The sequence below is a fragment of the Microbulbifer maximicatervae (SeqCode) genome (assembly GCF_052467225.1).
Window position 1 is genome coordinate 3160640 of sequence record NZ_CP174303.1, and the last position, 23076, is coordinate 3183715.

The window sequence follows — 23076 nt, forward strand, 5'->3', positions numbered from 1 at the left end:
GCTAAATTTAGATTTAATCAATATTTAACGCAACCTAGTACGGAAGAACCTTCTGCACATAATAAACTTTTATTTGCTAGCACAACGAAATCTTGCACATTGGCTCCAGTAGTGATTATATAGTGACATACTGATTCTTAATATTTATCCCTTAAGGCTTCTGCATTTATTTAACTTTACTTGGGTATTCGATGGGGAAAGCGGCAATCATGCACCTTAGAATACTATTAAACACAGTCCTTTTGATTTTTTTATTTCCACCATGTCTTTTTTTAGAATCCGTGACCGAAACAGAAATCTTACAAATTTCTGAAAAAAGGAAATTTCGAGTCCACAATACTACTTATAATTTGATTGCAATCTGGCAGATAATTTTAGCGCACTTCGTTAGACCAGCAACACCTTATGATATGGTTCAAAAACTAGATGCGCTTGCTCTCATTCATCTTAAACAACCGACTGCGATGGCTTCGATTGATTGGGCTAACTTTCGGTCAATTTTGACAGGTGAATGATTGATAAAATCTCATAGAGTATTATTCAAAATTTGGATTGTTGAGTCACTTTGATATGGAATTCACTCACAAGTTAACGTCATATTTTAAGCAATCATTAGTTGACGGCGAGCGACTTTGTCCGGCAGATAAGGATCTACTTCCAGCCCTAGGGCACAGTAAACCCACAAAGGCGTCAGTCGCATATATTGCTCAACCAGCGAGCATCTGGAGTCAGGGGTGCATTCCACGAGACCTGGCAGAAAAAATAATCAATAGACGGCAAAAGCCTAAATCCCCACCGCTAAATGAAGTGGAACTTGTCCTTCTACCCAGAATTGATATCTACAATTATCAGAGAGGCAGCAGCACCGCATTAAAACGTAAGGTTCTTACACCCTTGTGCGTGTTTGTACGGCTGCAACGAAATGGAACTTTATTACCTGGTAGTCGCGCAGCCTGGATACCCAGGGAATGGCTGTCACCAAATACCAGTGCGACCCAACCTTTTGCGGAATTCTCAAATGTAGATGAGTTTTTGACTTTGAATCCGTATGAAGGAATTGAGTCTTGGGCAGATTTAGTGTCCCACTGTGAAGCCATGTTGGCTACCGCGGTTGATTACGAAGAAACTGAGAGTATTTCAGCAGATGCGCTTCTTTTTAAAGTTCCTTTGCATTCTGAGTACACAGTTTCGGGGCAATGTCTTTTCCAAATAGAGCCTCCAGTCGTAGGAGCGAAGGCCAAAATTATTGGTGTGCTCGAAACATTGTTAGCGAGAGAAAATTATCCATTGCTGTACCGCCGTTTTGTAGGCGCAAATGACCTGAAACTAATCCCCCATGAAATGCTTGTTCATAACGAAGTAGGGGAAGCTTATCATATAGCTCAAATGACGGGAGAGTTTGCATTATCAAACCACCAACGAAATGGATTACATTACTCTTCTAAGCAAAAGAATGGAGAAATTCTCGCCATTAATGGTCCTCCCGGTACGGGAAAAACAACTCTACTTCGTAGTATTGTAGCTAACCTTTGGACTACTGCTGCACTGAATGAATCTGCCCCCCCTTTGATTGTTGCAGCTTCGAATAACAATCAAGCTGTAACGAATATCTTGGAAAGCTTCGCAAAGGTGGACGAAGACGGGCTTGATGAGTCGCTTAAGGGACGGTGGTTACCTGACTTGGACAGCTATGGTCTTTACTGTTGTGCGGCGGATAAAAAGAAAAGTACTCCTTACTTGCATATGGACTCTAGTGGTGATGGTACTATCAGGAAGTACCAAAATAAAGAATATATTGATGTAGCTAAAAAGACATATCTCCAGCGAGCATCTACATGGCATGGAAGGACTATAGAAAAAGTAGGGGATGCAAAATCAATTCTTCATCACAACCTAAAGGGCCTTGTTAGCAAAATCTCTAATGCAGCAAGCATCAAGAAAAGATTTATCAAGTCAGAGTCAAGATTTCTCTCTATCGCAAAATCGATTGAAGATATGAAATCAGTAATAAAAGACCATCAATCGAAGATTGAGAATGTTAATCGAAAACTGCACGAAGCACAAAAACAACACGAAATGGTTTGCGAGCTATGGGAAGGCCGATCTATTTTCATACATTTTTTAATGTTTATTTCCACAATTCGAAAAATCGAATATCGGAAAACTGAAAGGCTGCTTAGCAGATGGTTTGATAGCATTCATGTGGAAGATTTCTCTGATGACGAGGTAGATGCTTGGTTTAAAAGAAAATGTAGTGACTTAAAAGAGGATCTAGCAATCCTTAAAAATCGCTTAACGCAATACAAGAAAGTGTTGACTAACTATCTTTCAGCCAGAAAAGATATTGAAAACCTGATTGCACAATATCGACCGAAAGAGCTATTTACAAAAGGGCTTGCGGATCAATGTGCAGAAATTGTTGATCGTACATTGCGGTTTACAAGTTTTAAGGTGGCAACTCACTACTGGGAAGCAAGGTGGATTGAAGAAACTGACAGTTTTCTACTAAACCCTGATGAGTATGAGAGGTCACCCACAACAATGCCTAGGCGATATCGTAGGCATGCAAAACTGACTCCCTGTTTCGTTTCCACGTTCTATATGTTACCAGCTATTTTTACGGCTTATCGCGGAGAAGATAAACCACTTTTTGAAGAAATAGATTTGTTGATCGTCGATGAGGCTGGTCAGGCGTTGACTGAAGTTTCAGCAGCCAGCTTTTCATTATCGCGAAGAGCACTGATTGTCGGCGATACAGATCAAATTGAGCCTGTATGGAGTGTTCCAGAAACAATTGATTTGGCGAACCTCAATCAGCTTGGCCTTCTTAACGATATGCAGCAATATGAAGAGTTTTGGAAGAAAAGTGGGCTGCTTGCAAGCAGTGGCAATGTGATGAGAGTCGCTCAGCGTCAATCGAAATATCATCAGTATGAGAAATTATCTAGAGGCTTATATCTTACTGAACATCGTCGCTGCTATGACGACATAATTAAATATTGTAACAAGTTGGTCTACAAGGGTGAGCTTGACGCGCTTAGAGGAAATCCAAAGTTAGATGTACCATGGGGCACGATGAGTTTTCATGAGGTTTTTTCTTCATCACATTCCATAGGTGGAAGTCGAGCAAATTCAGAAGAGGCCACAGCCATTGTGCGCTGGTTATACAATGAACGCACAACTATTCTTGATTACGCGAGAAAGCAGGATGAAAAGATGATTCAGCTGAGCGATACTGAAGTATTAAAAAAGTCTGTGGGAATAGTTACGCCGTTCAGTAAACAAGCAGTAGTCATTGAGAAACTTCTTCAGCAGTACGGTATTCATGGGCTTACAGTTGGTACAGTTCACAAGCTTCAGGGGGATGAGCGGTTATTAGTGTTATTTTCCAGTGTTTATGGCGAAAACAACAAAGCTACTGCGAAATTCTACGATAGAGGAAGCAACATGCTAAATGTGGCGGTTTCCCGTGCTAAGGATTCGTTTATTGTTTTCGGGCACCCTGAGGTCTTTGGCGTGGGAGCAAGTGGATCACCTTCAGGAATGTTGAGACGTGAGTTGAAAACGATTAATACAACCTTACCTGCATAAATAATCTATCTTATGCCTGAATACCGCTGGGGCTGGGCTCTAGAGACAATAGGGCAGACACATTACCTCAGCCCAACAGTTGTTAGTGCTCGCGTAACAAGAACAGGCAAATCAGGGAGCATCTCCCAAAAAGTGTTATGGACGTATTACGTGAAATGATAGGAGAGATGGACCAGATACAGGTCCGGCCACATCGCACTCAGCGTACCGAGGACAGAAAGAGACATGGAAATTGAGAAAAATCAGCTAAGAAAAACCGAGACATAGGTCAAACTAGGGTCCTATTATTTCCGATATTTGTGAATATCGGATATTTTATAAATGCCCGTTTTTCCGTATAATTTGCCGCATTCCAACAACAACTCCATATTTCTATGTCTGCTACCAACCGGCCACCAGCACCAATCATTGACAACCTGAGCAACCTTGAGAATCCATTCCGCTGTACCAGCTTTTCAGCTAGCAGTTATCTTAGCAAGCAGCTTCCTGGTGCTGATACCGATCTGGAGTTCACGCTTAAGTTTCTTTACAGCTATAACGGCAGCCAGGCAACGTTTAACAGCTACCGCCGTGAACTTGAGCGCTTGCTGCAATGGGCGTGGCGCATTGAAGAAGTTTCAATAATGACTCTGAAGCGCGAACACATTGAGGAGTTTGTGCAGTTTTGCATTGAGCCGCCAATTGCCTGGATCGGAACTAAGAATGTTGCCAGATTCAAAACACAGAATGGCGAGCGTGTTGTGAATGCCGATTGGCGGCCATTCGTAGTCAGTGTGTCCAAAGTTGAGTTTCGTGCTGGCAAGACGGCTTCTCCCAAGGAGTTCCGGCCATCCCAGGCAGCGATCAAATGCATCTTTACTGCATTGTCATCCTTCTTCGATTTTCTCTATCAAGAAGGCTTGGTTCCAGCCAACCCTGTGGCACTGATTCGCCAGAAAAGTAAGTTTGTTCGACGTGAGCAACAAAGCCAGGTTGTGCGCCGAATCAGCAACTTGCAGTGGGACTATGTCCTGGAGACTGCTGAGATCATGGCCGAGACATCACCAACAGATCACGAGCGAACTTTATTCATTATGAACGCCCTATTCGCTATGTATTTGCGAATCTCTGAATTGGTTGCGGATGAAAGATCGGCACCAGTTATGGGTGATTTCAAGAAAGATCGCGACGGAAACTGGTGGTTTCACGTTACGGGTAAAGGTAACAAAGGCCGGGCGATCACTGTTTGCGACCAAATGTTGAAGGCCTTGAAGCGCTACAGAAATTATTTGCAGCTCCCTGCTCTGCCCAGCATTAATGAGCAGACACCTCTGGTGCACAAGTCCCGTGGCAAGGGACCGGTTACCAGTACCCGACAGGTTCGCCTGATTGTTCAAAACTGCTTTGATGCTGCCCACCAACGGATGGTTGAAGAAGGCTTAGGGGAAGATGCTGAAGATCTTAAGGCTGCCACTGTGCACTGGCTCCGCCATACGGGTATTTCTGAAGATGTGAAGTACCGCCCCCGCGAGCATGTCCGTGATGATGCGGGCCATGCAAGTATGGCTACGACCGATCGCTACATTGATTCCGATATGCGAGAGCGACATGAGAGCGGGCGGAGTAAGCGGGTAAAGGAAGAGCGGTAATACTGCCGCCCTACCCTTATTTATTTAGCAGCGAAAAGCACTTTATAAGGTGCTTGACCGCTTCGGGGTTAATCGGTATTTTTTACCTGTACGGTTTTATTGGTCCGATATTCAAGAGAATATTTCAGGTTTTACATAAACTATTCAAAATCATTTGACATTGATAAGCTTCGCCAAAATACCCTTTGCCACATCGACCTGGCACACTCGAGCTGCCTCTAGAACACCTTCAATCGCCTGCTCGAAGGTGTCATTTTTCATTATGGGGCTCAATACCTCTTTCAAGAGTTTTACCGTCAAAGATTTTTGCCAAATTTCCTCATAGTCTTCATGCTGTTTAATTGGATTGTTAATCCTAATAGCTGCCAATCGATTATTTGGAATACCGATATCCGGTAGATATTTATCGTCATCGAGAATATCACTAAACTCTAAGCATAGCTGATCAAAAACTCTATCTAAAACACCCCTAGGTGAAGCCGATATTATCTTTGGTAACATGTTTGACTCAGTTATCGAGCTAAATAAGTCCTGATGGGCCAAACCATAGTCACTCTGAATAAGTCTTGCCTCTTTATCTGCGACTACTTCTTCAGCAGCGTTTTCCAGAACCTCACCTTTCGAAGAACGAGATACCTCTCCCGAATTAGAAGTACTCTGCGAGCCCCGTACAAAATTTTGAGTCTGTGACTTCTCTGGCACCCTTGCTTTTAACTTCTGCTTGATCTTTCTGCCTTTACCCACAAAATTATTGATAACAGCGGACACTCTTCTATTGTCCACAAATTGAATGGAAGAATTTAATCCTGTTATACCCAAAGCAGCCGCTGCGCCAGTTGCCGCAAACACAAGACCAACAGGTGAAGCAACAGCTACAACACCAACGGCTCCACCGGCCCCTAAAACCATTGCGAGAGAGGCAGAGCCTGCAACCGCACCTGACATATATCCAGCAGTAGTCATTACTTTCGAATAGGGCTTTAAAAGATTACTGGTAAAACCAGGCTGTTTTCTAAGAATTGCCTGCAGCAGTTCAATCTGTTCCTGCTTGCGCCCCATTGCTGTGAAAAAACACATCAAATCATTAAATAGATTTTTCACGGTATCGAAATCCGGGTCACTTAATAAATTATCAATCACCTGACTAGAGGATTCTGTAACAATACGGCCACTCAATAGCTGATAAATGGCCTTTTCAGTACTCGAGTCATCCTTCGAAAGCCGCTTCACAGCAGCCTCCAGTGCCTTCTTTTTAACAGAAATAGCTTGGCGTTCTTCCTTCAATCCATTATTAAGGTTACGTATCTTACTGGTTAAACTTGAATTCAGACGCTCAGAACGCATGGAAGATTTAAAAGCAGATTTCAAAGAAATTGCATCTAGAACACCCGCTAGTGTCTGTGCCCCTCCGGATACCCCAAACGCAGAAGCAGCAACCATAACAGCACTACCCTCAGGCGTGAGTTTTGCAGCAACAGATAGGGCGGCGCCGATAATACTGCAGCAATACCTAAATATTTTTACCCGAGCAATAGTCTCTTCTGTACTTCCTCCAAGTTCCACATCGGAGTTATCGATACTATTTTTAAGTGATATTATCCTTAGAGAAATATCCTTTATCTTTTCATCCAAGCCGTGCAATTGTTTTTTAATTAACTGATATTGCTGGGGCACCTGCTCATACGCATCCAGCTCTTTAAGCAATTCCAGCTTTCGATTTAATAAGGCATTTGCTCGCTTAACCGATCTATCAAGAACCAGAACTGATTTGGACTTTCTTTCCTTCTCAGAGGCATTATTCATTAGCAGTTTAATACAACTTCCTATGCCGGCAAGATATTCAACAACCCCCACACTTGTAGTCGCGCTATCAAAGCCTGAGGGCACTACCTTTTCATTAAGAGTAGTATCAATCTGATCTTCAACTTTACCTTCAACCTCATTCTTTGACCCTGAAACTTTACTCGCGCGCATCATATTCTGACCAGTTTTAGCAGCGTTCTTTACAGTATCTGGCTTAAATACAGTAAAGCATTTTAAAACACGATTGCGAAGCTTCGAAAGCTTAGTGCGGCGCGGGGTATTTGCCCGAACCTCTTGAGAGTTTATTTTTCCATCGTTAGCTATACTACTAATTGTATAATCCCTTAAATCAATACCACGCCCAGGTAATAGCGGTAATATTTCCGCCAATCTCTTGGAATTAACTCTGCCGCGCTCAGCCCAAAAAGAACCGTTAGTATCAACAGGCCTAAGCTGTCTAACCAGTGATCCATGGTGCTCTTTCAGAGTCTTGACCACTTTTTCAGATCGATATAAAGTCGACTTTGTTTTACTTGTATTGTTGCCTAGGTTTCTTAAATTAGCCGGAACAGGCTTTTCTGACACCTTATTAGGTCGAGAACTCTCATTGGTATTTTTATTGGATACAGACCCGGGACCGCACATAAAATGACACCTTAATTTTTAAGCCTTTAGCAAAAGTCCACTATCGATTAAGGCATAGTCATCTTGCTGCAAAGATGAATTACACATCGAATCAGTCAATAAGAGTTCACTACGACAATTTTCTGCAAGGTCAATATATCGACTTAACTCAGCCTCAAAGTTATTGTAATCTGCCCTAGAAAAATCAAACATTCCCACTAAATTTACAATCTCGGTAATTCCATTCACCAGTAGAACCGGATGACCCGGGGAAAAGTTTAGATAGTTCCACATACATATTTTAAGCAAATGATTTTCACGTGCTGTTCCAGGGGAATCCAAATTCATAATATCGACTTCAAAAATAACGATATCACTATCTTGATCAACTGTAACGGTGATAAGCATGCCGTGAGGTGTAGCAAGTCCACACTGCAAGTTCTCATCTAACACAAGATCGTTAATACCTATCCTACGTCCCAGCTCAGATATATAATCAACGAAATTACTATGCATCATGCCACTCTTAAGATACAAAAATTAACATCGACTCCGCTCAATAGAGAGAAATCTCGACACTAAATATAGTATCTAATACTTATGTGAACATAATATTTCTGCCCAAGAGGAAATAGAATTTTTCCTTAATTTGGGCCGAAAACGGAGTATTAACTCTCAACTTTAAACTAATGAACTACAACTTAAGATAGTAGTGGCATCAGAAAATTGACACCAACTCATCAAACCGGCATTGCAAACAGACATTAAAAAAAGAATCTACGAATACAGCCTACATAAAGGCTACATGCCCTCCAAGTGAGCGCTGAATTACAGATAGCTGAGATTCCAATGACAAGTTAAGTATTCCTATTGGCGTTTCAAGGATACAACTACCGAGAGCAATTTTTTCATCTGAAACTACTTCGAAGTTAGTCAGGGTTGGATAATCTTTTAAAAGTTCAATAATTTTCCGGTTTGCTTGCTCAAACTGGGCAGGTGCAACAAGCAACTTAGCGCTATCAACATTATAATAAACTGCTACAGAGCTTTCGATAAGCTTAATTAGCTGCGTATCATTATCCAGATCTCCAAGAACTTTCTGAAGTACAAGTTTAACAAGCTGCAGTATCTCATCTTGTTGAGAATCCAAAAACTTCCTACAAAGCTGAAGCGTTAATAACATTGCTTCGCTTTGCTCAGAAAGCGCCGCCTCAAATCCATCTCTATAACCTTGATCATACCCCGCTTTTGTTGACGCCTCTGAATTGGCGATTATCTCAGAAGCAGATGCTTCAGCATGGGCAAGAATATCCTGAGACTTTTGATATACCGCATAATCCTCTTTTTTGATAATCCTATGATCCGCTTGAATACAGATAGAACCGGGGATTATTTTAACAAAGCTGTGCATTCAGGCTCCAAATGTCTCACTAACTTGCTTGTTAAAAGACATGTTTGACTATCGATTAACGGATTCAACTGACACTCATCCACTAATTCGTGTGATTCTTGTTCTGGAAATCTCAATCTATAAAGAGTCTTCCATTTTTCCAAAAAATTGGTATCCGGCAGTCTATAAAAGTGAGATATCATGTATAGCAAGGTATTGAAAAAAATTACTTCACCCACCTCAATACAAATTTCAGATTTCGATCTGGAAATACTGGGCATGTCAACTTTTGATTTGATTTGATCAAAAACCGATGGACGACTGCGCAAGAGAAAAGGTGATAAATCTTCTAGATTCCGTAAAGTATTTTGAGATAATCGGGCGAATAAGTCATGCCTTGTTGCCCGATCAATAATATGATCCAACTTCATATCAAGACACAAATAACCCATCATCATCATGATGCGCTTCAGAGCCTCTGGCGAAGCAAACAAAAGCTTTGTTAGTGGGACATCAAAAAATGACCAATCAAGGTTACTTATACCTAAATGACGCCTAATCAGTATCTGCGCGCATGGTCTATTTAGAAGCTCAGCAGGAGTTTCTTTAAACAAGCTTTCCAAGCGACTCGCATGCACCCACTTGACTGGGCAATAAGTCATTCTGAGCCACATCAAAAATATTGGATCTTGTAGTTCCTTCTTGTATTCTTTCTTACTTATAGTTTCCATCAAATATCAATATTAAATGTCGGAATAGTTGGAAATACCAGGAAATATAACAACTGCTACATTTTCATAATCAAGCTGATCTACAGAATTTGCAACCATTGCCTTTATCTGTGGAATGTAAGATTTCATTGCTACTCTACTATCATATTTGATGAATACAGAAGCTTTAACCAGAGTGTTTTTATTGCTAGCTTTTGAGTTTTTATTCCCTTCCTCAGTTGGAAGCACCAAATGAACCTTGGCAGTAAGGACACCGTCAATATTCGATAAAGTCGAAGCAATATCCTGGGACATGGCAAATGTATAACGAGCACTATCCGCCATTGGCGACTGTATCAACCCCCCCTGAGGAAAAACTTCATTAATTGTTGCGTACTTCTTTCGAGGGTATGAGTGCCTGGACAACAACTCTACTGCTCGAGTAAGCTGAGACTCCTCAACTAGTAAAGTGATGCTCCCTCCCTTGCCCGCGGCCTTACTGGCTGACACTCCCTCAGACAATAACAAAGCAAGCATTTCATTACCCTCTTGCTCTTCCAGGCCAGTATATAAGTCTACTTTACATGCAGAGACTAAGACGCATACAACAATCAATAAAATTCGCAGATTAAACATTATTGTGCCTTGAGCAAGGTATCAACATTTTGCGTGCTTTTTGAGATACCTTTACTAATTAGCTCTTGCTGGATAGTAATTTCTGCAATCTCAAACTGTAACCTAAGTAAATCGACAGGCTTGATTTCATCAACTCTTAGAGCAGACTCAATTTCATTCGTCTTAGCTCCAATTTCCTGCTTAGTATCTGAAATGATCTGAAAAAACTTATCGCCAAGGGTGGCCTCAGAGGTTAAAACGTCATCATGATTTTGAGAAAATCCACCCGGATCTGAAAGGGGCGAGTCAAATGCGACGGGCTGAACACCAGAAATTGCATCCATATTAATACCTTATTATTCTCCTATCTGTGTACAAATTTCTCTTGCTAATTTTTTGCTTGCGCAATCAGCAGAGGATTCTATCAATCGACGACAAAGCTTTTCAGCCTCCTCAACCCTGCCGGATCGCCACAAAGCTAGAGCAAGATAACTATGGGGTGTATCTAACTGATCGCTATGCTCTTCACACCAAGGCTCAAGTAGATCTATCGCTAACTTAATATTATCACTGTAAATAAACAATAATGAACGCAAGCTCAGCTTGGAAATATCACTGACGGACTCCGCCTCCAACATGCTAATAATGCTTTCAGCTTCATCAATCATGCCTTCCAAGAGACCACTAATTGCGATCTCAGCCAGCACTTTATTCAGTTCCATTTCTTTTTTCACATTTTTTGAACTATCGACATAGATGCATCTTTGACGACTTTATTGATAGTGGACACAACGTTCATAACGACTGACCACTTTGCCACAGATGCATTGAAATTCGCCAATGCCGCCGGATCATCGGGATTTGCGGCTAAAGTTGCCGATTGCGTATTCATTTCTGTGCTTACCTGACTGGCGGCTGGAGACAACACAGCTGAAGCAGATTCGATAGAGAAACTGGTATCGATTGGTGTATAAGCCATTATAACTTCCTCATTTAATTACGATTTACTATAAATTATAGCGTTACTATTAATTTTCTACTGCGCCAAATACTCGATACCCAGCCTTTTCACAATAATCTGGGCACTTTCTATTGCAGTTAGTCGACTTCGTACAGATTGAAAATCAGCTGGTGCTTGAGGTAATCTCAATTGGTTCTCCCAGTAGCGATGCTGATCATTCAAATAATCCAAAATACAAATACTGGTTGTATTTCTATGTCTATATGTATCTGAATCTATCATTATTAAAACCAGATCAATTGGTTAAAAAGCTGTATTCGGTACTTGGATTTTTTGGCCTATAATCTTCATAACTTAACGTATAGGATCTTTGACCGCGGGTCAATGTAACCTCACCTTCGGAAAAAGCTTGCAGGTTAACCCCATTAGGCAGTCTGGCTCCTACCAAATACCTCTTACCATTTTTATACACTACATAAGGTGTAGAACCCGAGCGAACAGCAGAAATTCCAAAATCTGATAGTGTTCGTGGTTGTTTCTGAAGCCCAGGACTAACGTAAGCCAGTCTAGGGCGTTCCCCCACTCTTGTGCGAAAGTCAGACATAACAGATTCAAGTAGTCGCCTTTCCTCTGAGTTAAGCCGACCAACAATTATTATCTCATCACCCTTGTCTTCATAGATTAATGAAGCAGAAAAGGGGTAATTAGAAAGCATTGCCTTAATACGTTCGAGAGGCTGAGATTCCCGAGTTGGAATAGCATCCCAACCTTTTAAGCCTGGGATGTCTGAAAGCAGTACTTTCTTGGCCTGCTTCCAAGATTTTGCGAAATCTCCATCCGTCATTGCTACGAAGTACCCAGGTTTGCTCCCTTGTTCAATATTTTCAGCAACCAATCCCAAATTCGAAAGTATCAAACGTGCCGAATGTTGCATCTTTTCGATACTAAAAACATCTGTGGATATTGATGAAGAAATCTTTTCAAGCTGAGAATGTAATCTTGCCAAGAGGACATCATCTTTTACATATCCAGAAACCAATAAGTTTCCAGACTTAATATTTCCTTTAATCGAAAGATCCTTGTACTCACCCAATGAGAGGAGCTCAGAAAGCCTCCTGCTTTCCTCAGATATAGGTTCATAGTTTGGGTTCGCCGCAGATATATCCTTACCTTCATCCGCTTTTTTCACAGAATAATCTACAGACACCAAATTAGAGTCGACGCTTTCCTTACCAACAAAATGGTATATCCCATAGGATATTAGGCCCACACCCATAGTCACCAGAGCCAACCGCTTCCTTCCAGACTTTTTAGATGTCTCTTTGACTAAATTTTCATTTTCCGATACGGAGCTTTGAGTCTCAGAATTATCAATCTTAAAATTTAAGATTCCCTCATCCCACTCATCTGACTCAGCTCTCACGGCAAAGCACAAATCACCAACAAAGATAACCTTCTGTTCTGGTAGATAATCACCGAGAGAAAATATATTTTTCTCAATTAAAACCGATATAGTAGCTTCACAAATTTCTAATTTTACACCGGTATCATCGGGCTTAAGAATAACAAACTGATCGGTAGCCAGATTAGGTTTAACAACCAAATCTGAGAGTTCTTCATCACAACCCACCACCATATTTTCATGAAGCGGTACTTCAGCACCATAATGCTCGCTATTTAAAAATCTTAGCTTCCACCGATTCATTATACTGCGCCATATTCCAGTTTAAGATTAATTTATCGTTACCACACGATAAGATTCCCCATCGGTATCCTCACATGGAACGATACGTGTGGATAACTTTACGGATCTAAAGCTGTTACGTCTTTGCCTTGCTTCTAAAGCTGATTCACAAAGCCCGGTCAAACCTAATTGGTGTATGTCCGGGTTATAGTTAGATACGTTAGCAAATTTATTAAGCCTGTGATCGTCCTCAAGACTCTCCTTTTTCTGCGAAAATGAGGAATCAAACAGCGCATTTGGCAAAATTCTTGGACTCAACATAAAAAGCCTTACTAGTTGAGACTGAGTATCATCGTTCCGCTTAAATAGCCCCCCAAGTAAAGGTAGCTCTGCCAAAAAAGGCACACCTTCAGTATTACTTGTTGTCGCTTCACGGTAGTAACCACCAATGAGTAGAGATCCACCATTTGGAACTGACGATCTTGTGTTAATTAACGTATTTCTAATAGATGGTATCGAATCAACTCCACCATCCGCTAATCGATTAGCATCTTCAATTTGCACGTCAAGGCTAATCAGGGCCCTATCTCCCATTACGGACGCTCCTTCAACCACACGAGGTACGACTTTTAATAGTGTACCAAAGGTAATTTGCTCAAGAGTCGCAACACGCTCACCTTGAATTCGAACAAAAAATGTCTCACTATTATCAAGTAGTGCTTCCGTACCATTTTCAGTTACCACTGCGGGCCGAGAAGTAACACGAGCTTTACCCTCAGATTCTAAAGCTCTTACCGTTGCCAAAAAGTCGGCATTTGTCTCAGTGAAAAAGCTATCACCAGTTAGTGAATCTCCGGGCAAAATCAAATCTAAGAGGCCGCTCCCTTTGCTAACGGCATCAACATTCCAGTGAACCCCCAGCTCTCGTAATGAATTGGTTGTAAGATCAATGATAACCAGGCTGATTTCCAGCTGTTCCCGAGGCCTGTCTAATTGAGTAATGAGATTTTCATATAAAAGAAGCCTTGACGCGTAATCCTGAACAATAACCGAATTGGTACTGGGGTCCGGGTAGACCGTTGCATGTGGGTGGGAAGCACCGCTAGAATAGCCTGATCGGCTTTCTGGTAAGATATCGCCCGCACGGAGACTTAAAGGCTTACCAGCGGTTAATTCACTGTCGGTTAGTGTTTCTTCACGTCGATGTGCAGAAGTGCTTCTACCAGTTGTAGCCTCTAGTGCCGAGTCGGAACCAATCAAACCTCTTAGAAGAGTTGCAACCCCAGGCAGCACAACTTCTTGATCTCTAGCGGTAACTTTTCGATCTATAGCGGATGCGTATTTTAATCCATAAATTTGAATGACTAATTCATCATTTATCTCAGCGGAAACTCGTTCATTCAGCATTTCCACTGTCTTATCGACCAATTCGAGATACCTAGGGGGACCGGATACCATAACAATCCCATTTGCGCCTAAAGAGCGCCATTCAAAGCGTTCATCCCAAATCGACAATTCCTGCATTGTCTTCTTTAAGAGGGATGAATCAACCTTCGATAGCAAGAAAAGCTTGCTTTCCATTTCATTAATTGGATCGATATACAACGTCGCACCATCAAAGTACCATACCAGATCAAATGCGCCGGCAAGGAAGTTTAACGCTTCCTTGCTGTTGGCCTTCATTAGGTACCCACTAAAATCACTATCGATCCCTTCATTTATCTCTACCCCCAGGCGCGAATGTGTAGCAATCGCCGTCAGAACATCTCTAAGTGGCTGCTCTTCACCATAGAATTCAAATGACTCCCCCATAAGGGTTTGGGCATTCGCACCACTAAACAGATGAGAAAAAAATATTGCCATCAGTAAAATAAAATTATGGCGTAATAAATTCACGATATTCAAACTTAGTTATTTGGTGAATAGGTATCAGTTTAATTAGCAGATCACAAAATCCGCAGTGATAGTTTGTAATGTCAAAAAAAACGTTAAATGAAACGCTATTTGGCATTATGCTTTGAATACCGAAGTCGCCATCTTCTCCAGAAATCAAAGATAGATTTAGCCCACTCCAAGCATAACTTTTTCTCATTGCCTCCATCAGAAACTGCTTACGTAAATGTTCTTCAACAACCAACCCAAATCCGTAGCTTAGCAACACATATCCACCTCGATGCTCAATAAATTGAATCGAAAACTTTGAATCAAAATTCAAAGTATAAGATTCATTATCGTCTATAGCGGGCATAGGCATATGAATCTCCGAGCACAATGTAGATATCTTATCCCGTAGTGACATGTCGCTTCCCATATATAGCAAGATCGCCATGGGTAATAACCATACCGATGATAAGACGAAGATTCTTTCAAAATTAGCCGATTATTTTTATAAAATAGACATTTGAAAATGTCCATTTACCAAAGGCGACATAAATACTTAGATTTATAAAATACTAATAATGCCGCCCACCCTCGCCTGTTCCACCTTTGCTTTCATCTCAATTTAAGATCAAGAATCTAAGGTACCGGAAATTACCCGAAAGCTGATACTTCTATACTTTTATGCCAAAGTTGTTTTCCATTCCAATAGCCCCAAGTGACTGATCAGTTTGTTCAACGTTGGGGCTACTAGAAAGGACCCCCTGCCAGTATATAGCAGCTTGATATAGCGACTTTACTCTCCTAGTGAATGATTCGATTTCTATAGACTCTGCTCTCTCTTTGTCGCATAGTACCACTTTTTGTGTTTCGGGATTCAGGGATAGGGTTGCGTATTCACTAGCAATCCATAGGTAATTCGCCTGCAACATTAATGTTGCAAAATGCTCATCTTGGCCATTGGGAATTTCACCAATGTCTATTGTTATAATAACAAGCTCACCCTGATCCTCCTCATGATAATATATATGCATATCGATATTATCCCATGATATTCGGCATGCATCTTCAATCTGGTCCATAAGCGGCTGCTGTAAATTTACCGCTAACTCTTGTATCAACTGCGAGAAATCTAATTTCATAATTCACACTCTTGTATTTATAAGTAGCAATCTAGGTCTGCCTTTCCTGAGATTGCAGCCAACGAATAATATCAGCTATAGGCTCTACAAACTCATTTGTTATTTTTTGATCTATGTCTATTTTTGCATAGAGAGATCTTGCTAAAGGCACATTTTCAACAATAGGGATTCCTTTCTTAATCGCGATATTTCGTAGCTTCTTAGCAAGAATCATTTCACCTTTTATTGTAACAAACGGCAATGGTGACAGCTGTTGGTCATAGCGTATACCTACAGCAAAATGCACTGGATTTGTAATCAAAACATCTGCTTGAGAAACCCTTTTATTAACAACTTCTTCACTCATCAATTCTCTATGTATCTCTTTCCTTCTACCCTTTATTTCAGGATTACCTTCCGTGTCTTTATATTCTCTTCTAACCTCATCGATAGACATTCGAAGCTTTCTAAAATATAGAAACCTTTCCAAGCCAAAATCAGCCGCCGCCAAGAACACAAATGCTGCCAAACAATACAATATCAACTTCATCATTAGTGAACCTGTGATATATATGGCACATTCCGCACCGCAGACGGGTATCTGCATCAATAGCTGGATATTACCCTTTAATACATACCATGCTACGTAAGTGAGAACTATAATTTTAATAAGGGACTTTAAAAACTCCATTGCATTCTGTGCGCTGAATATTTTCTTTGCACCATTGATCAGGCCTATCTTCTCAAACTTTGGCGCTATGGTCTCACCACTAAATATCCAACCAGTCTGCATAACATTCGATATGATGGCAAAAATAAATACGACAACTAATATCGGAGCCAGTACACTGAATGCGATGTAGAATGCCTCTATTGAAGCATTTAAAAATAGTTGCCTAAGAGGAAGATCAATATATTTTGAAGGGTCCTGAAACAGACTTTTAATTCTCAGGAAAATATCTTCCCCAAAAAGCCAAAAATAGCCAGTAACAGAAACTAAAAGAACGAGCGAAACAACCTCTTTACTTTTTGCAACCTGCCCTTTCTCACGAGCATCTCTTATCTTCTTCGGCGTTGGCGGCTCTGACTTTGAAGATGTCATTAGACCTCTCCCAACACATGCTGCATAAAATACTGCATGTCTTCAAACGTGTCCGCAACCACATTATCTATATTACCTAAAAGCAAATGAATATATATAACCAAAACGAAGATCCCAACTGCACTCTTAATGGGCATAGCCATAAAGAAAACATTTAGCTGTGGTGAGAATCGATTTATTAGAGCCAAAGTGAATTCTGCTAAAAACATAGATATTACTATCGGAGCAGAAAAAACAACTATCGACTTCGTTAAAAAATCTAACTGAGAAAATATGTATACATCAGTACCAGTCAAATCCTCGGGAAACATTTTACCAATAGGCCAATATACGTAGCTCTGATAAATCACACCCATCATCAGCAAAAATGCACCACTCATAATAAAAAATGTATTTAACAAATGGCTAAGATAAACCCCTAAAGGCGAAGTTTCATCACCTAATAATGGATTTACCATATTTGACATGGTAGACCCCCTCTGATTATCTATAAGAAAACCTACTCCTTCTGCTATCCAAAATGGAATTGCTACCACTACACCAATAACCAGACCAATAGCCGATTCTTTCAGGAGTATTGAAATATAACCCACTTTTCCCAAGTCTTCGGACAAACTTCCTTCAGTTAGAGGAAAGATAAAGAGCGCCAGACTGAGCAATATACCATTACGAATCATTGAACTTCCCAGAAACCCTTTGCTCATCATAGGAAGAACAGTAAATACTAGGTATATACGTGGTAACGACAAAATATACGCCTGAATCATTCTCTCCAGGCTATTCAAGTCAAGATCCATATCAATTATGGTTTTTCACTTTGTCAAATACTCTTAAACGCGGTTGCCCCTAGATTAATTAACTCAGCACCCATCCAACTTCCTGTTGCCAGAAGCGCAAAAATCACAGCAACAAGCTTTAACACAAACCCAAGTGTTTGCTCCTGAATTTGTGTTAACGCCTGGATAAGACTAACTAAAGTTCCCACTAATGAAGCAGCTACGATCGTAGGAAGGGATAATATCAATACAAGCATCATCGCCTCCTGAGCCAGCATCATAAGATCGCTAATATCCATTATCAATTATCCACCGCTACGATGTTAATCATATCTAACTTTGGTAAGTTACTAATAGGCCATCACTAGACTATGAGTTAGAGTTGTCCAACCATCAAGAACCACAAACAACAATAATTTGAATGGGAGCGAGATCGTCATTGGAGACACCATCATCATCCCCATCGCCAGAAGAATATTCGATACAATTAAGTCTATCACCAGAAATGGAAGATAGATTAAGAATCCAATTTTGAATGCCTCTGTCACCTGGCTAACGGTAAATGCAGGCATTAGCACCAGTAAGCTATCTTCAGTAACCTTTTCGGCATGGCGCTCTGGCCAAATCTCCCTGGCTGTATCTAGGAAATAGGTTTTCTCAATTTCGGTGGTGTTTTTTTGTAAAAATGCAGCATACGGCTTTACCGCACCTGAAAATAATTCCTTATAGTTCTCTGATGACTCAGTTAGATGGGTATTTGCATCCAGATAATCCTGTATATCGTACCCTATGGGCGCCATAATATACAAAGTCAGAATAAGTGCCACACCATATAGTGCCATATTAGGGGGTGTTTGTTGAACACCTAAAGCATTGCGAAGTAGCGAAAAGACAATTACAATTTTTACAAAAGACGTTCCCATTACTGCAAGAAAAGGCACTAAAGCTAAAGCACCAAGGGCTAAAATTATTGATATGTGGTCTAATTGTCCACCTAAAAAACTAACCCCCATTTTTGCCCCACCCAATAATCTGCACGCCCAACCGCCCCTCTATATTAACCAACTTCCCCTTTCCTAATACTGAGTGGTTAAGGGATATTAGAATTTCGCTAGAGGCCGAATCATTTAATGTGAATGTATATCCTTCCGTGAGAGATTGAATCTCTTCAATGGTCATTTCCTTACCGGGCAATTCAAATTTTAGAGATAAAGATACATTATTTAATTGCGTTAAGTACGCTTCTGGACTTTCCGGATTATCTGCCTTGCTAATTGGTTTGGTAGAATCCTTCAGTTGACTTTCCATCTGCACACTCCAGCGATCTATTAATTTAATACTTTTCTCATTTATTTGAGCCGACCAAGTTGCTTGTCGGCTCACCAGCAGGAGACATTCTTCCTTAAAGGAACTAGAGCTATCTACAAGCACTACATCACCCGACCTAAGAGTTCTTAGTTCTTCAATATCCAGGTGCACCTGACCCACCAAGAAGGAGGTTGGCACAGGAATTTGCATGCGCCCCTTCCTTTTTTTACCATATATTTCAAACAGAGTTGCCAAACTATCAATATTTGCCTTGCAAAAGGCACTAATTGATTTTCCTTCTTTATCTACTTCAAACAAATAGGTGTATTGATAGTCTTTATTACCTCCGTCAACATCTGCTATTTTAACGCTGGTTATCTGCCAACTTTTAAACTCCTCAAAATCATTTATAAGCTGCTCAAAAAAAAGCTCAGATGCGGCAAAAACCAATTCGATGGGCAGCTGTGATATCTGGCTTATATGGAGATAACTTGAGAGTAATAAGCTTGCATCTCCCAGACTAAAATAGAATTCCCAGTATGTGGAGGTGTTTTGCTGACACACCTCAAGGATTAAAGCTCTCTTAGGTAAACTATATGTAAAACAATTTGATCGCACATTAAGATTCAGTCGATTTGCGTTACTAGATAAATCTAGCTGAAAACCAATTTCACTACTAACAATGATGTTCTGCGCATCAATCACCTGGCTGGTAAATTTAGGCAAAGTAAGCTCGTCGATACTCATGTATTCAAACCATCATCCAATAGAACTTCTATGTCTAACCCATCATCAGACTGATGCCGAGATTCACTGTTTTCACCCTGAGAATTATTTTCATCATTTTGTCTTGAACTACCATTTATATCCTCCTCAAGGTCAGAACTGACATTCCAAGAAGTTGTTACCGACACTTGAAGCTGTGAATACTTCTGCTCCAGCATACTTCGGAGCTCTGATAATATTGACGAATCCGATAAATCAAATCCCTTATCGACACTATCAAAATTTACTGTCAGAACACCCTCATGCAAGCTAATGCTAACTCTGGTATCATGCAGCGATCTAATCAGAATCTCTGCGCGCACCATTTCTTTATCAACCACAACAGTGTCAATTTCAGTATTTAGCGAATAGAGCAACGATGGAGTAGAGTTCGATTTCTGATCGCTTAGCTTATTTAACTGAGAAGCGAATATCCTATCGGTAGTCGGTAGTATGACTTGTTGGACTACGTCTATATCTGCATCTTCAATGCGATCTGAACTCCCCAAGTCTGACTGTAAACTATGTACGTGTTTAAATGGCTTAAAGTTTAAAGAAGCTGTTGTTAATTCAGTTCGCTGTAAACTGTCTCCATCTTGCAACACCTCATTGATTGGATTATCCAATACTTCGGCAAGTAGTGTATCAGGTCTAACTGTTTGCCCACTCATCCAATGTATCTGAGAATTTGATAATCCATTAGCCGGCGGTTTGTTTATTGACTGCAAATAGTGCTGCAAGTAACTCTGATTTAGTTTACTGTCCAATGATAGATTATTTGAAATAACAACCAATAAGTCAGTTATAACAATAAAATTGTTTGCGTCCTCCAAATTGATATTTAAATCATTTGCATTATTATCAATATGGTTAGCTAACTTACTACTCCAATTAGTTGGATCGGTATTACTTTGTAAATCACCTTTATTTATATCGATATATTTCTGAAAATCCAACCCACTACTATGTAATTGAGTTTCTGACGTTTCAATAGTTCTTTTATAACTTAAATGGGAGCATAGAGAGGATAACTCCATAAATGTCGAAATAGTATTTTTTTTAGAGGTAATTTCAGATGACATCGGTAATACTAGCTCTTCAAAGTACTTGAAAATTCATCCATCGTCTCTTCAGCAGCCCTCTCAACTGCAATATTTTTAGACGCGGAAATTTCGGCAGTGATATGTTCATATTTTTCAACATTTTTTAGACATTGCCGAACATGCTCATGGCAGCTATCCCTTCTTTTTTGTGCTTTTTCAAGCTGCTTTTGCGCTTCAAGGACTTTCATACTCAGGCTAGCTTCTTCTTCATACATTGAAGCTATTGATGAACGAATTTCATCTAACTGCTTAGATTGGACAACCTGGTCAATAATCGATTTGTACCTTTTCGCTTCCTCTGTAATACGCCACTCTCTGTGGCTCATATATTGCTTCTTAGCAGATGAGCACTCTCGCTCTCTAAGCTGTACCTCTTCAACAGCTAGCCTATATTCTCTTTTGGCTACGTCGAGCTTCCTCTTCTTAATCTCCATAACACGGGTTAGACTAGCCATGTGTGATTATTCACCATCTTGACGGATTGACATTGTATTGGCCGCTCAAAAACTTTCTTTATATTTTGGGTAATTTTTTTTAGAAGAAAGTCCTTTTTTATAGATTTTTGCAGCTAACTTCAGGTTATAGACTTTCTCGGTTCCTTATAAATTACGGAAACATCTTTAGGAGCTGGTTTACACTCGCATCAAATGGAATAGATTCATGGGTACCTTGCTTAAGAAAAGCATTTATCTCTTCAATCCTATCTACGGCTTCATCAGTCATCCGATCATTGCCGCGTTGGTATTCACCAATACGTACTAGGAGTTCAACGTCTTTATATTTACCTAGTAGATTTCTTAATTTCATTGCTGCTAATTTGTGCTCAGGTGTTACAAAATTGTTCATTACTCGACTTGCACTTAGCAATATATCCACAGCAGGGAAGTGAGCAGCGGCTGCTAACGACCGCGACAATATAATGTGCCCATCTAAAATTGATCTCGTTTCATCAGCAACCGGCTCTGTCATATCGTCACCCTCAACGAGGACGGTATAGCAAGCAGTAATTGATCCCCTGGCAGAATTTCCCGCGCGCTCCATCAATTGAGGTAAAGCAGCGAAAACTGATGGTGGATACCCCCTTCGGGTAGGCGGCTCTCCTGCAGCTAGTCCAATTTCGCGCAAAGATCGAGCATATCGTGTTACAGAGTCCATAAGTAATAGTACTTTCTTCCCCTGCTCCCGGAAATACTCTGAAATAGCAGTCGCTACTAATGCAGCTTTTGCACGCTCCATTGCCGGTCTATCGGATGTGGCGACTACCAGTACAGCTTTTGTAAGACCTCCTGGGCCTAAATCGTGATCAATAAACTCCCGAACTTCCCGCCCACGCTCGCCAATTAATGCAATAACAATTACATCAACATCTGCATTGCGGATAATCATTGAAAGTAGCGTACTTTTTCCACCACCTGCAGCGGCGAAAATTCCAACTCTCTGACCTTCTCCACAAGTCAGAATACTATCAATAGCCTTTATGCCCATGGAAACTGGTCGACTGATTAGCTGTCGAGTCATTGCATCCGGAGCATCAGCAGTGACCGTCACCCGTGAACGTTCAGAGGGGTCTATGTCGTACCGTTCTCCTTTCCTTATGGGATTTCCCAAACCATCAAGGACACTTCCCAACAAAAAATCGCCGACTTCTATCTCATGGCTACGGCCGGTGGGAATAACTTCAGTTTTACTGGAAATCCCTTTCACATCTCCCAAAGGTGATAGTAATGCAATAGATTTGTCTAGCCCAACCACTTCAGCCAACAAGGTTTTATTAGTATCCGGTGAGACCAGTCGACATAGTTCTCCAATTTTGACATCAACAACTTGGGCTTTAATTATGGTTCCGGATACATTATTTACCCAACCTCGCATCCTCATGTTTTTACATTCAGCGATGAGCCCCCGGAGCTTATGTGTTTTATCTCTCCATTTTCTTTCAGTGTCTCTCAAGTTAGATTTCAGCGTTTCCTGAATATCATGCTTGGTTTTATATTTTGAATCTAAATCGTTCACAGCT

At 40.7% G+C, this 23076-nt stretch carries 23 protein-coding genes; 3 read left to right on the forward strand and 20 right to left on the reverse strand.

Features of this window, described 5'->3' with window-relative positions; translation table 11 throughout:
- The first annotated feature begins 191 nt into the window (after positions 1–191).
- The 3 genes from ACJJIZ_RS13975 (at position 192) to ACJJIZ_RS13985 (ending at position 5219) form a co-directional block, all read left to right on the forward strand.
- Complete coding sequence (locus ACJJIZ_RS13975) at positions 192–515, forward strand: hypothetical protein (RefSeq protein ID WP_444913814.1); 324 nt, start codon at positions 192–194, stop codon at positions 513–515.
- Between the two features lie 55 nt (positions 516–570).
- Positions 571–3591 carry an AAA domain-containing protein gene (locus tag ACJJIZ_RS13980; RefSeq protein ID WP_444913815.1) on the forward strand — a complete coding sequence of 1007 codons (3021 nt, stop codon included), beginning with the start codon at positions 571–573 and terminating at the stop codon, positions 3589–3591.
- A gap of 374 nt (positions 3592–3965) precedes the next feature.
- Positions 3966–5219, forward strand: coding sequence for a tyrosine-type recombinase/integrase (locus ACJJIZ_RS13985; RefSeq protein ID WP_444913816.1), 1254 nt, complete (start codon positions 3966–3968; stop codon positions 5217–5219).
- A gap of 150 nt (positions 5220–5369) precedes the next feature.
- Here ACJJIZ_RS13985 and ACJJIZ_RS13990 read toward each other — a convergent pair whose 3' ends face one another.
- From ACJJIZ_RS13990 to sctN, 20 genes are all read right to left on the reverse strand, one after another.
- The gene (locus ACJJIZ_RS13990; RefSeq protein ID WP_444913817.1) at positions 5370–7607 is read right to left on the reverse strand and encodes a hypothetical protein; all 2238 of its coding nucleotides are present in this window, start codon (positions 7605–7607) and stop codon (positions 5370–5372) included.
- A gap of 78 nt (positions 7608–7685) precedes the next feature.
- A complete protein-coding gene (locus ACJJIZ_RS13995) occupies positions 7686–8165 on the reverse strand; it encodes a CesT family type III secretion system chaperone (RefSeq protein WP_444913818.1) in 480 nt (159 codons plus the stop codon).
- Between the two features lie 271 nt (positions 8166–8436).
- Entirely contained in the window at positions 8437–9057 is a 621-nt protein-coding gene (gene sctL / locus ACJJIZ_RS14000) for a type III secretion system stator protein SctL (protein WP_444913819.1), read from the reverse strand.
- Positions 9036–9767, reverse strand: coding sequence for a SctK family type III secretion system sorting platform protein (locus tag ACJJIZ_RS14005; RefSeq protein WP_444913820.1), 732 nt, complete (start codon positions 9765–9767; stop codon positions 9036–9038). Before ACJJIZ_RS14005 ends, sctL begins: the two co-directional genes overlap by 22 nt.
- A gap of 12 nt (positions 9768–9779) precedes the next feature.
- On the reverse strand, positions 9780–10382 hold the full coding sequence (gene sctJ, locus ACJJIZ_RS14010) for a type III secretion system inner membrane ring lipoprotein SctJ (RefSeq protein ID WP_444913821.1): 603 nt from the start codon (positions 10380–10382) through the stop codon (positions 9780–9782).
- Positions 10382–10705, reverse strand: a complete 324-nt coding sequence (gene sctI, locus ACJJIZ_RS14015; RefSeq protein WP_444913822.1) for a type III secretion system inner rod subunit SctI — start codon at positions 10703–10705, stop codon at positions 10382–10384. The genes sctJ and sctI overlap by 1 nt, the downstream gene beginning before the upstream one ends.
- Positions 10706–10717: 12 nt before the next feature.
- Positions 10718–11095, reverse strand: coding sequence for a tetratricopeptide repeat protein (locus tag ACJJIZ_RS14020; RefSeq protein ID WP_444913823.1), 378 nt, complete (start codon positions 11093–11095; stop codon positions 10718–10720).
- Positions 11092–11340, reverse strand: a complete 249-nt coding sequence (locus ACJJIZ_RS14025) for an EscF/YscF/HrpA family type III secretion system needle major subunit (protein ID WP_226648311.1) — start codon at positions 11338–11340, stop codon at positions 11092–11094. The genes ACJJIZ_RS14020 and ACJJIZ_RS14025 overlap by 4 nt, the downstream gene beginning before the upstream one ends.
- A 277-nt stretch (positions 11341–11617) precedes the next feature.
- Positions 11618–13027: a type III secretion system inner membrane ring subunit SctD gene (gene sctD / locus ACJJIZ_RS14030; protein WP_444913824.1), complete on the reverse strand. Its 1410-nt coding sequence runs from the start codon at positions 13025–13027 to the stop codon at positions 11618–11620.
- A gap of 27 nt (positions 13028–13054) precedes the next feature.
- A complete protein-coding gene (sctC, locus tag ACJJIZ_RS14035) occupies positions 13055–14902 on the reverse strand; it encodes a type III secretion system outer membrane ring subunit SctC (protein WP_444913825.1) in 1848 nt (615 codons plus the stop codon).
- Entirely contained in the window at positions 14883–15260 is a 378-nt protein-coding gene (locus ACJJIZ_RS14040) for a hypothetical protein (protein ID WP_444913826.1), read from the reverse strand. The genes sctC and ACJJIZ_RS14040 overlap by 20 nt, the downstream gene beginning before the upstream one ends.
- 298 nt (positions 15261–15558) lie before the next feature.
- The gene (locus ACJJIZ_RS14045; RefSeq protein ID WP_444913827.1) at positions 15559–16026 is read right to left on the reverse strand and encodes a type III secretion system chaperone; all 468 of its coding nucleotides are present in this window, start codon (positions 16024–16026) and stop codon (positions 15559–15561) included.
- A gap of 31 nt (positions 16027–16057) precedes the next feature.
- Positions 16058–17107 carry a type III secretion system export apparatus subunit SctU gene (gene sctU / locus ACJJIZ_RS14050; protein WP_413662008.1) on the reverse strand — a complete coding sequence of 350 codons (1050 nt, stop codon included), beginning with the start codon at positions 17105–17107 and terminating at the stop codon, positions 16058–16060.
- Entirely contained in the window at positions 17107–17904 is a 798-nt protein-coding gene (gene sctT / locus ACJJIZ_RS14055; protein ID WP_444913828.1) for a type III secretion system export apparatus subunit SctT, read from the reverse strand. Before sctT ends, sctU begins: the two co-directional genes overlap by 1 nt.
- Positions 17905–17927: 23 nt before the next feature.
- Positions 17928–18182: a type III secretion system export apparatus subunit SctS gene (sctS, locus tag ACJJIZ_RS14060; protein ID WP_226648317.1), complete on the reverse strand. Its 255-nt coding sequence runs from the start codon at positions 18180–18182 to the stop codon at positions 17928–17930.
- Positions 18183–18233: 51 nt separating this feature from the next.
- On the reverse strand, positions 18234–18896 hold the full coding sequence (gene sctR, locus ACJJIZ_RS14065; protein WP_413662010.1) for a type III secretion system export apparatus subunit SctR: 663 nt from the start codon (positions 18894–18896) through the stop codon (positions 18234–18236).
- Entirely contained in the window at positions 18886–19938 is a 1053-nt protein-coding gene (gene sctQ, locus ACJJIZ_RS14070) for a type III secretion system cytoplasmic ring protein SctQ (RefSeq protein WP_444913829.1), read from the reverse strand. The genes sctR and sctQ overlap by 11 nt, the downstream gene beginning before the upstream one ends.
- Complete coding sequence (locus tag ACJJIZ_RS14075) at positions 19935–21038, reverse strand: hypothetical protein (RefSeq protein WP_444913830.1); 1104 nt, start codon at positions 21036–21038, stop codon at positions 19935–19937. The genes sctQ and ACJJIZ_RS14075 overlap by 4 nt, the downstream gene beginning before the upstream one ends.
- A gap of 8 nt (positions 21039–21046) precedes the next feature.
- Entirely contained in the window at positions 21047–21514 is a 468-nt protein-coding gene (gene sctO, locus ACJJIZ_RS14080) for a type III secretion system stalk subunit SctO (RefSeq protein WP_444913831.1), read from the reverse strand.
- Between the two features lie 151 nt (positions 21515–21665).
- Complete coding sequence (sctN, locus tag ACJJIZ_RS14085) at positions 21666–23072, reverse strand: type III secretion system ATPase SctN (RefSeq protein ID WP_444913832.1); 1407 nt, start codon at positions 23070–23072, stop codon at positions 21666–21668.
- Positions 23073–23076 lie beyond the last annotated feature (4 nt).

Excerpts from the sequence above, each read along its gene's own strand:
- ACJJIZ_RS13975 (WP_444913814.1), top strand. The coding sequence starts at position 192 with ATGGGGAAAGCGGCAATCATGCACCTTAGAATACTATTAAACACAGTC.
- ACJJIZ_RS13980 (WP_444913815.1), top strand. The coding sequence starts at position 571 with ATGGAATTCACTCACAAGTTAACGTCATATTTTAAGCAATCATTAGTT.
- ACJJIZ_RS13985 (WP_444913816.1), top strand. The coding sequence starts at position 3,966 with ATGTCTGCTACCAACCGGCCACCAGCACCAATCATTGACAACCTGAGC.
- ACJJIZ_RS13995 (WP_444913818.1), bottom strand. The coding sequence starts at position 8,165 with ATGATGCATAGTAATTTCGTTGATTATATATCTGAGCTGGGACGTAGG.
- sctL (WP_444913819.1), bottom strand. The coding sequence starts at position 9,057 with ATGCACAGCTTTGTTAAAATAATCCCCGGTTCTATCTGTATTCAAGCG.
- ACJJIZ_RS14005 (WP_444913820.1), bottom strand. The coding sequence starts at position 9,767 with ATGGAAACTATAAGTAAGAAAGAATACAAGAAGGAACTACAAGATCCA.
- sctJ (WP_444913821.1), bottom strand. The coding sequence starts at position 10,382 with ATGTTTAATCTGCGAATTTTATTGATTGTTGTATGCGTCTTAGTCTCT.
- sctI (WP_444913822.1), bottom strand. The coding sequence starts at position 10,705 with ATGGATGCAATTTCTGGTGTTCAGCCCGTCGCATTTGACTCGCCCCTT.
- ACJJIZ_RS14025 (WP_226648311.1), bottom strand. The coding sequence starts at position 11,340 with ATGGCTTATACACCAATCGATACCAGTTTCTCTATCGAATCTGCTTCA.
- sctD (WP_444913824.1), bottom strand. The coding sequence starts at position 13,027 with ATGAATCGGTGGAAGCTAAGATTTTTAAATAGCGAGCATTATGGTGCT.
- ACJJIZ_RS14040 (WP_444913826.1), bottom strand. The coding sequence starts at position 15,260 with ATGCCTATGCCCGCTATAGACGATAATGAATCTTATACTTTGAATTTT.
- ACJJIZ_RS14045 (WP_444913827.1), bottom strand. The coding sequence starts at position 16,026 with ATGAAATTAGATTTCTCGCAGTTGATACAAGAGTTAGCGGTAAATTTA.
- sctU (WP_413662008.1), bottom strand. The coding sequence starts at position 17,107 with ATGACATCTTCAAAGTCAGAGCCGCCAACGCCGAAGAAGATAAGAGAT.
- sctT (WP_444913828.1), bottom strand. The coding sequence starts at position 17,904 with ATGGATCTTGACTTGAATAGCCTGGAGAGAATGATTCAGGCGTATATT.
- sctS (WP_226648317.1), bottom strand. The coding sequence starts at position 18,182 with ATGGATATTAGCGATCTTATGATGCTGGCTCAGGAGGCGATGATGCTT.
- sctR (WP_413662010.1), bottom strand. The coding sequence starts at position 18,896 with ATGGGGGTTAGTTTTTTAGGTGGACAATTAGACCACATATCAATAATT.
- sctQ (WP_444913829.1), bottom strand. The coding sequence starts at position 19,938 with ATGAGTATCGACGAGCTTACTTTGCCTAAATTTACCAGCCAGGTGATT.
- ACJJIZ_RS14075 (WP_444913830.1), bottom strand. The coding sequence starts at position 21,038 with ATGTCATCTGAAATTACCTCTAAAAAAAATACTATTTCGACATTTATG.
- sctO (WP_444913831.1), bottom strand. The coding sequence starts at position 21,514 with ATGGCTAGTCTAACCCGTGTTATGGAGATTAAGAAGAGGAAGCTCGAC.